This is a genomic window from Maritimibacter sp. 55A14 (genome assembly GCF_003122205.1).
Taxonomy (GTDB): Bacteria; Pseudomonadota; Alphaproteobacteria; order Rhodobacterales; family Rhodobacteraceae; genus QEYE01.
In genome coordinates, this window is the sequence record NZ_QEYE01000042.1 from 1 (window position 1) to 8,291 (window position 8,291).

The following is an 8,291-nucleotide window of genomic DNA, read 5'->3' on the forward strand; positions in this document are numbered from 1 at the left end:
TACCTGATGGCTCCGCGCCTGCGCCCATTGCTCATGCCGCCGAATGATGACACACAAAAGGGGAACAAGCTCGACTTACGAGTGGCCCTGAAAAAAGGGGCAGGTCATTCAGAGCAAAGTAGCAGTAAGGTGCAGTCCTGCCAACGATCATCCCCCACATCCCCCGCGCCACCACACACACCCCCCAGTCCGCCCCCGAAAGTGCCCCGCTCCGGGGAGGCGCGCGGGGTTCGCGAACGGGTTCATCGGCGGCGAAGGTCTCCTACCACCCCAGCCAGCCACTCCCCTCCCTTTCCGGCATGATCCCCGAGCTCGGCGCGTGCGCGGAGATCGCCCCCGCGGCCGCCCCCACGCGTGACCCGCCGGGAAGGACCGCGCCCGGTTGTCCCGTCGGCACCCTCTTAGGAGAGGTCGGTGGGGGAGCGGGGGAATGGGGATAAGTAATGGGAAAGAGGGAGGGAGAAGGCGGTCTCGACGACGTCCCGATCAACGATGATCCCCCGCCCATCTTCTCAAAGAACCGATCCCTCCTATGTATGTACCCCCGGCTCCTCTCGGGAAGCGACCGGAGGTTAGTAACTACCCTCGCCGAGCGTAGAACGTGCGCAGTTCGGATAACCGATCCTTGAAAAAGGGCCAGTCATCGTCTGTAAAATGCGACTCTTGGTTCTCGATTTGAGACCTGATACCGGAAGCAGCCTTATCGTGAACATCATGCAGGGTTTTCCACAAACAATCCTCCAGTTCCTCAAGGCTCGGTCGCCGTTCTGGATCAGCAGATAAGGCCTTTGAGAGTGCGGAAAAGAGAGGCTCCGGACAATGCTCCCCCAGCATAGAGAGGTCTTTCTTGGGGTTCTCAGCCCATTTCCGCCAAACGCGGGCACGATCCCATTTTCTGGGCACGGCATCCGTCCATGGCCAGACGTCTGAAGTGACCGTTCCGATGGGATGATAGCCGTCGCAGAAACATTCGTGACCTATCACCCCTAAGGCAAATATGTCAAACGCGCGGCCAACCGACGGATTAAGCGTATCACTCTGGAACTGTTCCGGTGCCATGTACGGGCGGCTTCCAGAATTTCGCCCTAACTCTTGGAAGGCGTCAGCATTACCGAAATCTCCTACCCGCATTTGGAAGTGGAGCCCAGACACTCCGACGGCAGCGGGATACTTGCGATGTATGTCATCGAAAAAGACGTTTTGCGGTTTGAGATCTTGGTGAGCGCTGATCCCACGCAATGCCGCTAATCGCAGAGCGCGCACGATCTGAATTAACGAAGCCAGCTGATCCACCTCACTCCATACGAGTGGGTTGGCAATTAGATCACCAAGGGTTCCGTCACAGCACCGGGAGATTAGAAAAGGCCAGCCATAGATCAGGTGGATATCGATAAAACGGTTAACCCATGGGCTGGCAAGTAAACGGTAGGTCTTCTCCGCCTCATGAAGCACTTCTTCCAGCCCCGCAGCAGCCTTCTCCCTTGAGCCAAAGCGCGATATCCGTGGACACTTGGCAACGAGTTCCCTCTGCCCCCTAAGTGGACCCTTGCCTATTCGATAAATCTCGCCGAAAGCGCCGCGACATGGACCGGTAACGCGGGCGGTGTAACGGTTTTCGAGTTCTAAGCGGATGAGGCGAGCGCGAACCTTTTCATCGAACTCATAGAGCGGTTGCGAGGTCATGACGCCCCCCAGTCCCGGTCTTGGCATTGGGCGTGAGGGCATGGAGACGGAGTGTACTCGTGGCGACGGTCTTGTTGCGGGTGACCTCCGCCCTGTTTCGGGAAACCATACGCACTGCCTTGGTCTTCGGCGCGGAAGCCGTCGCAAGAACTGTGACAAAGATCTTGAACCATAATCCACCCATGTGCTCGTCAGATGCTATTTACTCACCTACTCTCCATACCTCGTCCGAGCACCCTGATTTGATTGAACTAATGGTAGTTTATGACGTGGGAGGCCTCTGGGCTACCGGGATGAAGGGTTCCGATGCAGACGGGAGGCGATACTTGATCTTCCGTCCCACTCTTCTCAAAGAACCGATCCCTCCTATGTATGTACCCCCGGCCGAATGGTATTTCCGAAGTTGGATGCGCCTTCCCGGAGGGGACACAGATTACAATCGAGGAGGAAGAAGTCTTGTTTACCGACCACATAGAAGAAATTCGGGCTGCGATCGCAGGTCATCCCGCCGGAAAGACCTTTATTTTGTCCGAACTACTTGGCGATCGATGGGAAGTGATCGGGCAGGATCCCAGACCGCAGAAGGTTGGGGAGAAGTTTTCGGAAGCCGTTGATAAAGGCATGTTTCCAGGCGTTGAATTCGATCACGTGCAGCGTTCACCACGCGTGAGTGTCTACAAAAAAGTCCGGTAAGATGTCTTTCGTCGTCGCAATGGCTTTGGGTAGATGATCGACCCGCGCCACTCCCGCCCGCTGGACGTTCACCGGTGGTCGGACCATCCCGAGGTGAACGGGCTGGTGGATCGGGTGTGGGAGGAGCACTTCCGGGACTTTCACGCCCGGGCGTCGGGACCGAAGCCCAAGCTCCGGTTCCGCGACCAATTGAAGGTGGTGCTCCTCGACCTCTACGTGGCGTGGGCGACCGACCCGGACTTGGCGGTCGGCGTGTCCCTCTCGGCGAACGCGTGGCGGACCGGGTCGCGTTACAACGCCCTCCACCTCTCCAAGGTCATCGTCACCTTCATCCATCGCCTGGACGAGGTCGGGCTGATCGACCTCTCGCTGGGCAGCTACTCCGGCCCGGCGGTCAAGTCGAACCGCAGCAGCCGAATTCGCGCCGCGGAGCCGCTGCGGGAGCTTTTCGCCCGCGCCCGGTTCGAGCCCGCGGACATCGACGTGGCCGAGGGACGCGAGACCGTCATCCTCCGCTCCGGCGACGGCGGCGGGGGAGCGGCGAAGCAGATCGAGTACGAGGACAACGAGACGACCGTCGAGATGCGGGAGCTTCTGGAGGACTACAACTCCTGTCTTTCCAGTCACTTCATCGACCTGCCGCAACTCGACCGCCCCTTCGTCGAACGTCGAATTCGGACCGGGCCGCGGGAGGGTGAGGTTCAGCGGATTCCGGTGGGACCGACCAACGCCTTCGTCCGTCGCGTCTTCTCACGGGGCGACTGGAGCCTCAACGGGCGGTTCTACGGCGGGTGGTGGCAGCAGATCGACAAGGAGACCCGCAGCACGATCCTCATCGACGACGTCCCGTCCGTCGAAGTGGACTTCCGCGGCCTTCACGTCGCGATCCTGAGCAAGGAGAAAGGCGTTCCGCTCACCGACGACCCGTACCTTCTTCCCGCCGGTCTCCTGCCGGGCGTGGCACCGGCGGAGCAGCGCGGTTTCGTCAAACGCTTGGTCCTGACCGCGATCAACGCCGCCGGTGAGAAAGCCGCCTACGCCGCGTTTCGCGAGGGCTACCCGAAAGGAAGCCCCGGCAAGGCGCTCACCAACCAATCGCTCGGAACCCTCATCGGCGCGTTCCTCCGGAAACACCCGCATCTGGAGGACTGCCTGTTCTCGGATCAGGGCATCCGGTTGATGAACGTGGACGGCCGGATCGCGTCGGAGATCGTCGAACACTTCACCCACCAATGGGTGCCGGTTCTCTGCATCCACGACAGCTTCGTCGTGAGCCACGAGCGGACGCTGGAGTTGATCGACGTGATGCGGGACGTCACCGCCCGCCACCTCGGCGGGCCGCTGGCGGTCACGCAGGACTTCCCCGGGCTGGACCAGTTCATGGCCTCCGCGGGCGGACCGACCGAGGCCGCCTACCGCGCGATCCGGTCGCTCCCCGAGAGAAGCCGGGGGTACATACATAGGCGGGATCGGTTCTTTGAGAAGATGGGGCGGGGGGATCATCGTTGATCGGGACGTCGTCGAGACCGCCTTCTCCCTCCCTCTTTCCCATTACTTATCCCCATTCCCCCGCTCCCCCACCGACCTCTCCTAAGAGGGTGCCGACGGGACAACCGGGCGCGGTCCTTCCCGGCGGGTCACGCGTGGGGGCGGCCGCGGGGGCGATCTCCGCGCACGCGCCGAGCTCGGGGATCATGCCGGAAAGGGAGGGGAGTGGCTGGCTGTGCGGCCAGTCACTGGCTAACCAGTCTCGAGTCAAAACTCCCGATAAACAGGGAATTTACAGGGAAAAAGCTCGATTATCGCCGGAAATCGACGAATTTGAGGAATTTTGGCCCTGATATTCAGCGTAGTAACAGTAGCTTAGGGGCCAATTCCCTGTTCTTTGGATAACAGGGAATTGAATTTGAAGAGCAGGGAAGTTTCAGAAACGATTAGGGAATGTTCTTCAAGTAACAGGGACGGCGTGGATGTCACCGAAACTCCGGCATGCCCAACTCCTGCAAACCATCTTCTTCATCGTCAGAGTCTGCCAGATCCGCCAAAAGCAATGTAACAGCGTGGCCATTATTGGCCACTCGTGTTTGTTCGAACAACTCGATATCTGATCGGTTTAACCAAGCGAGCGGATTGGTTTCAGTGACGCCACTAAATCCTTTGATGCCATTTGCAACAATCTTACTGGCCAGGCTAAACTGGGGCAACCGTTGACCGGGTTTGCAGGTGATCCACGGAAACCCACCGCTTTTGACAGAATACCGTACCTGGCCGTTTTTAGACCAGACTGCCGCCAGTCTTTCTTGCCGGCGATCGATCATGCGCCGGACAGTAGCCTCCAGACTGACGTTTAGATGGTCACGCAGCCGCTGTGCGTCCCTGAGATCAGGGTTCTGGGACAGCAATGGGTCGAACAGGCTAAACGGTGCCAGCAGGTTGATGGCGAAGTCATTCGCCTCCGCCTCCTGCCTGAAGTGGCGTTTGTCTGCCCTTGTCTCGCGCATGTCCCTTGCCTTGCAGGTAAACCCGTTTGCGCCGGAGAGAAGGTGGCGTTCCATCAGGAAATGCCCCAACTCATGCGCAATCGTGAACCGAGCCCTACGAGACCCATATCGCGTGTTGGCCAGGATGGATCCGGAACTGCGAACTGCGTCTGTGAGCAGCATGCCCTCGAAACCATCAAACTCTTGCGCATTGATGTCGACGATATCCAGGGCGCGGGCAATCTTGCTGACCGGTACCGGTGCATCGACTGTTCCAAATTGCGCGAATATCGCTCGCGCGATCGCCTTGGGTGCGTGCAGGTCGGCCAGTTCGATCCGGGAAAGCTGCAATCTGTTAACCTTGACGCTCTGATCGTACCTTCATCGCCCGGATCGTCTCCTCGACAATGGCCCGATCGCGTTCGGACAGGTCGTCCAGATCCCGATGAATGCGTTTGATCTGTAGAGCATTGGCATCGGGTTCTTCTTCCTCGCCCACCAGCGCATCGATGCTCACCCCGAAGTGTTTTGCCAGCTTCCGGACAAGATCGAAGGAGGGGTTTTGGCTGTACCCTTTTTCCATTTCCCAGATATGTGCCTTGGAAATCCCGACCGCATCCGCCACCGCCTGCAAGGACTGCCCGTTTTTCTGACGCAGGCTGTGCAGACGCTCCCCAATATGCATGTGTGCCTCCCGTATGATTTGTCAGACGGTGATATACACCTATGGTTTACAAATAGCCAGACGTAAGATACATCATACGGCGATGGCCGATGGAGTGATTCTGTCGGCGAGCAGGCATAAGGAGGTCGAAATGCCCCGCAAAAAATTGGAATGGATTGCCGTTGGCGATCTCACCCCCTGGGCCCGCAATGCGCGAACCCATTCGAAGAAACAGATCCGGCAGATTGCCGAAAGCATCGGGTCGTTCGGGTTCACAAACCCGGTTCTGATTGACGAGCGCCGCACGATCCTGGCCGGGCATGGCCGGGTAGAGGCAGCGAAGCAGCTTGGTATGACAGAGGTTCCGTGTTTGCGTCTCGCTTACATGAGCGCGGATGAGAAACGCGCCTATGTACTGGCCGATAACAAGCTGGCGCTGAATGCCGGTTGGGACGAAGACCTTCTGGCGGCGGAGCTGGGCGCGCTGATGACGGCGGATCTGGGCTTCGATGTTTCGGTCACCGGGTTCTCAATTCCCGAGATCGACGGCGTGCTGGAAGCGGTCGCGCCGGAGGAGCCGGGCGATCCGGAGGATGACGTGGCGCCGGAGGATGTTCCACAACGAGTCCGACCCGGCGATATCTGGCGGTTGGGGCGTCACCGACTGATCTGCGGCGATGCCTTGGACCCGGATATCGTGAGCGCTTTGATGGACGGCGCGAAGGCCCGCATGGTGTTCAGCGATCCGCCGTACAACGTGCCGATCGACGGCCATGTCGGGAACTCCGGCAAGATCCAGCACCGGGAGTTTGCTATGGCCGCGGGCGAGATGAGCCAGGACGAGTTCACGGGCTTTCTGGAGCGCGCCTTCTGCAACCTCGCCGATCATAGTCGCGATGGCTCGATCCATTTCCTCTGCATGGACTGGCGGCACATGACTGTGATATTGGCAGCGGGGCAGGGCGTCTATGATGAACTGAAGAACCTGATTGTCTGGGCCAAGGACAATGGCGGCATGGGGACCTTTTACCGTTCACGCCACGAGTTGATCTTCGCCTTCAAGAAAGGCGCGGCCCCGCATATCAACACCTTCGAGCTGGGACAGCACGGGCGCTACCGCACCAATGTCTGGGAATACCGCGGAGTGAATAGCCGCCATTCGGGGCGCATGAAAGATCTGGCACTGCATCCGACCGTCAAGCCGGTTCAGATGATTGCCGACGCCATCCGGGATGTCTCGGCACGGGGTGAGATCGTGCTCGACATCTTCGGCGGCTCGGGTTCGACATTGATTGCCGCCGAGAAGACAGGCCGGCGTGGCTATCTCTGCGAGCTCGACCGGGTCTATTGCGATCGAATCCTGGCTAGATGGGAGGCTTACGCCAAGGATGAGGCGGAACAATTAGTCTGCGGCTGGCAGCCACCGGCCTCTCAGACACTGGAGGCGGCGGAATGAAGGAAGAGAAGATCAGATTGCCGGCGCACAAGCCGGATTCATCTTACAATGTGGGCTATTGCAAACCGCCGCAATCCACCCGGTTCAAGCCCGGACAGTCGGGCAATCCGCGGGGCCGGCCTAAGGGCGCGAAGAACAAGTTGCCGCGGCTCAATGAGGAACCTCTCAAGAGTATCATCTTGGGCGAGGCTTACCGGGACATCACTGTCCGTGACGGCACGCGCGCCGTGACCATCCCAATGGCGCAGGCGATCATCCGGTCGCTGGCGGTCAATGCCGCGAAGGGCGAGCACCGAGCACAGCGGCTCTTTGCAGAGATGCTGTCCACGACCGAACGGCAGAACAAGCAACTGGCCGATGAATGGCTCTCGACCGCCATGGATTACAAGATCAATTGGGACGAGGAGCTGGACAGACGAGCAAGGCTCGGTATCACCGACCTGCCGGATCCAGTGCCACATCCGGATCACGTCAAGATCGACATGAACACCGGCCAGGCCTGGGTCGCAGGTCCAATGACCAAGGAAGAAGTGGCCGAACTCGAAATGTGGCGGGCGAAACGCGTGGAATGGCAGGTACAAGTCACCGAACTCCGCGCAGATCTGGAGGTTGAAGAGGACCAAGGCATTCGCCAGATCATCCGCGACGAAATTACCCATACCGAGCAGGTTCTCGCCATCATCGACCGGGCCCTCTCCGCTGTCGATTGAGGTGTGGCACTCTGCCTCGAATGATCGACGCCAGTCAGGGCAAAATCCGCCCGCAGAATCGCGGCCGAAACTGGTCGTTTGAGCCTCGCGTAGCGAATGACGGAATCGAGCCCGGAGCCGACATCCTGCGGCTGCGCGGCGAAGCGGCTCAGGTAGAACGCGGGCACCCATTGCTGTTTCTTAGTCCGTGTCGCCATGTCACTCGCCGTTCATCATTGCCACGAGTTCTTCAGTCGTCCGAATCTTCGTTTTGAAGCGTTCTTCGAGGGTAGTGCGCTTTGACAGGAAGTCGTTGTCTTCGGTGACGAAGACGTCGCGCCCGGAAGTCAGGTGGTCCAGGAAGTGGAGCACGTCGCCATGATGCTGGCGGCCGACTATCTCCTCGATCTCTTTCTTTGGCGTTTCATTTGGAACGATCTTGCTGTTTCCGATGGTAGCAAATCGACTGCCGATAAATGCATGTGGCAACGTCTTGTTGGATGCAGGTTTCTCGGACGCCACGCGCGACGTTTGAGTGACACACGGCGTTGCCTGGCGTCGGAGAAGCGCTCAAGCGGGAAATCGCGGGTTTGGAATTGGGCGGATCAGCTGGGTCTATGGGGATT

8 protein-coding genes are annotated in these 8,291 nt (G+C 59.2%); 4 read left to right on the plus strand and 4 right to left on the minus strand.

Going from position 1 to position 8,291, the window contains the following annotated elements; translation table 11 throughout:
* Window positions 1-579: 579 nt before the first annotated feature.
* A complete protein-coding gene (locus DDZ14_RS18805; RefSeq protein ID WP_158275572.1) occupies window positions 580-1,683 on the minus strand; it encodes a protein kinase in 1,104 nt (367 codons plus the stop codon).
* A gap of 456 nt (window positions 1,684-2,139) precedes the next feature.
* On the opposite strand from DDZ14_RS18805, the gene DDZ14_RS19590 reads away from it, so the two are divergent.
* Both DDZ14_RS19590 and DDZ14_RS18810 read left to right on the plus strand, forming a co-directional pair.
* Complete coding sequence (locus tag DDZ14_RS19590) at window positions 2,140-2,376, plus strand: DUF1413 domain-containing protein (RefSeq protein ID WP_146193200.1); 237 nt, start codon at window positions 2,140-2,142, stop codon at window positions 2,374-2,376.
* 33 nt (window positions 2,377-2,409) lie between these two features.
* Window positions 2,410-3,885 carry a hypothetical protein gene (locus tag DDZ14_RS18810; protein WP_109426515.1) on the plus strand — a complete coding sequence of 492 codons (1,476 nt, stop codon included), beginning with the start codon at window positions 2,410-2,412 and terminating at the stop codon, window positions 3,883-3,885.
* A gap of 464 nt (window positions 3,886-4,349) precedes the next feature.
* Here DDZ14_RS18810 and DDZ14_RS18815 read toward each other — a convergent pair whose 3' ends face one another.
* Both DDZ14_RS18815 and DDZ14_RS18820 read right to left on the minus strand, forming a co-directional pair.
* Complete coding sequence (locus DDZ14_RS18815) at window positions 4,350-5,207, minus strand: ImmA/IrrE family metallo-endopeptidase (protein WP_109426516.1); 858 nt, start codon at window positions 5,205-5,207, stop codon at window positions 4,350-4,352.
* 4 nt (window positions 5,208-5,211) lie between these two features.
* The gene (locus tag DDZ14_RS18820) at window positions 5,212-5,541 is read right to left on the minus strand and encodes a helix-turn-helix domain-containing protein (protein WP_109426517.1); all 330 of its coding nucleotides are present in this window, start codon (window positions 5,539-5,541) and stop codon (window positions 5,212-5,214) included.
* Between the two features lie 82 nt (window positions 5,542-5,623).
* On the opposite strand from DDZ14_RS18820, the gene DDZ14_RS18825 reads away from it, so the two are divergent.
* Window positions 5,624-6,976: a DNA methyltransferase gene (locus tag DDZ14_RS18825; RefSeq protein ID WP_233252648.1), complete on the plus strand. Its 1,353-nt coding sequence runs from the start codon at window positions 5,624-5,626 to the stop codon at window positions 6,974-6,976.
* Window positions 6,973-7,686: a DUF5681 domain-containing protein gene (locus DDZ14_RS18830; RefSeq protein ID WP_109426518.1), complete on the plus strand. Its 714-nt coding sequence runs from the start codon at window positions 6,973-6,975 to the stop codon at window positions 7,684-7,686. The genes DDZ14_RS18825 and DDZ14_RS18830 overlap by 4 nt, the downstream gene beginning before the upstream one ends.
* Window positions 7,687-7,884: 198 nt before the next feature.
* Here the strand turns inward: DDZ14_RS18830 and DDZ14_RS18835 are convergent, their stop codons facing one another.
* Window positions 7,885-8,187, minus strand: a complete 303-nt coding sequence (locus tag DDZ14_RS18835) for a hypothetical protein (RefSeq protein ID WP_146193201.1) — start codon at window positions 8,185-8,187, stop codon at window positions 7,885-7,887.
* Window positions 8,188-8,291 lie beyond the last annotated feature (104 nt).

Bases quoted from the DNA above. Each gene is read 5' to 3' on its own strand.
- DDZ14_RS18830 (WP_109426518.1), top strand. From the start codon at position 6,973: ATGAAGGAAGAGAAGATCAGATTGCCGGCGCACAAGCCGGATTCATCT.
- DDZ14_RS18820 (WP_109426517.1), bottom strand. From the start codon at position 5,541: ATGCATATTGGGGAGCGTCTGCACAGCCTGCGTCAGAAAAACGGGCAG.
- DDZ14_RS18810 (WP_109426515.1), top strand. From the start codon at position 2,410: ATGATCGACCCGCGCCACTCCCGCCCGCTGGACGTTCACCGGTGGTCG.
- DDZ14_RS18825 (WP_233252648.1), top strand. From the start codon at position 5,624: ATGGCCGATGGAGTGATTCTGTCGGCGAGCAGGCATAAGGAGGTCGAA.
- DDZ14_RS18805 (WP_158275572.1), bottom strand. From the start codon at position 1,683: ATGACCTCGCAACCGCTCTATGAGTTCGATGAAAAGGTTCGCGCTCGC.